The sequence below is a fragment of the Desulfobacter curvatus DSM 3379 genome (assembly GCF_000373985.1).
Classification (GTDB): Bacteria; Desulfobacterota; Desulfobacteria; order Desulfobacterales; family Desulfobacteraceae; genus Desulfobacter; species Desulfobacter curvatus.
Window position 1 is genome coordinate 1 of record NZ_KB892962.1, and the last position, 1593, is coordinate 1593.

Consider the following 1593-nt stretch of genomic DNA (forward strand, 5'->3'; position numbering starts at 1 on the left):
ATTGGAAGCGTGTATTATTTTGAGTCGCTACAGGCTGGCGGCATGATTCAAAAAGCGGGATAAGGCTATGGGGGCCTCACGGAAATAACAAAAGAACAAGTTGATCATTTCTTAAAACCGTCCAAAAACACGGAAGAAGCATTGATTCAAGGGTGATTGAAATACAGGATGATCTGCCCAAGTGGTCCGGGCACAAAAATCATTCCCAGCGACTGTAAACTGTTTCATCGATGAAACGGCAAAAAGAATCATTTTGGGGGAGATACTGGTTGAAGAAGTGCTTTCCATCTCATCAAAAGTTCCAGTGACACAATGCTGGAGTAGTCAACGTACTGTCTGGAAAGGTTCTTGGGATTCAATGATACCATTAGTGCTTGGTCAACTATGTGGAAAATTGAAGAAAAAAATTGCAAGCCTTTCAAGAAGATGTTAATGATTTTAACATTGCTTTTTTAAGCATTTATGCAGATTTGGTTATTCTTACTTTTCGGATGTTATCACGTTAGATAAGTGAATACGAAAGATAGACGGAAACAACAGATCAACTGGTTCGGGCCATATAATAATCAGGAATACGCAAACGATAACTGGTGATTTAAAATGGAAATACCATTCCCATCTAAGGAATTTTTTGTTTTCGTCGCAAACTGGATGAAGAAAAACTTGCACCTTTGGCTGATGGTCCTTCAGAATCCCTGTAGTTCTGTTGTCCAGCCAGACTCTGATCTGACGGAAGCGGCATGTTCTGCTTTGAGCTTCTTGCTTTTTGTGTATGTTATTGTACTGGTGATTGTGTTGCCAGAATTTGTTCTTTTCTATGGAATTGACGTAAAAAATCCCATGGTCATTTTAATAGATTGTATCAGTGTAATTCTGTTTATGATTTTTTTTGGTTCACTTTTGTTTCTTTTTGGGAAAGTAGTTGGCGGTAAAGGTAACTTCCTAACAGTTTTTATTTCTTCCATTTATTTAGTAGCCTTTTGGCCAATTATACAAATGACAGACTACCTAATTGTGCCAAACAATAATTTCCGTGAATCTGTTATGTCAGGAAAGGAATTACAGCTGACAGATAGTGGAGATGCATTCTTTGTTCTGATGGTTTTTTTGCTCTTGCTTATTATAGGCATTTATTTAGTCATCAAGACAGTGCCGATAGTAAGACAAGTGCACAAGGTTGGAACTATCCGAGCTACTGTTGTTAGTGTGCTAACTCATATGACTTGTCTCGTATTGGGCCAATGGTTTATGTTTCCAATTCTACGTGAGCTGGCTGAAATCAGTAAGAAGTGAATTCAATACATAGACACAGATGGAAAAGGGGACAAGCCGCTTATCCGCGCGTTACACCCCAAAAGTCTATTAAAGCTCAGATTCCCAACCTGAACCCCAATACCATATTTTGTGGCACCAGTTCAAATTTCGAAATTACATTTAATGTTCTATAAAATTGATTCTGGCGGGTTTTCGAACAGTAACGAAAATACTGTATTAAATGTAATCGCGGTGCTGACCGGCGCTGTGCGCCGATCAAGCAAACGATAGTTTGATTGATCGGTGTGCAGTGACCGGTCCAGTACCTTGTTCAGGCGC

1 protein-coding gene is annotated in these 1593 nt (G+C 39.3%); it reads left to right on the forward strand.

What is annotated here, in order from left to right; genetic code table 11:
- Window positions 1-600 precede the first annotated feature (600 nt).
- Window positions 601-1293: a hypothetical protein gene (locus B147_RS0106165; protein WP_020586357.1), complete on the forward strand. Its 693-nt coding sequence runs from the start codon at window positions 601-603 to the stop codon at window positions 1291-1293.
- Window positions 1294-1593: the final 300 nt, after the last annotated feature.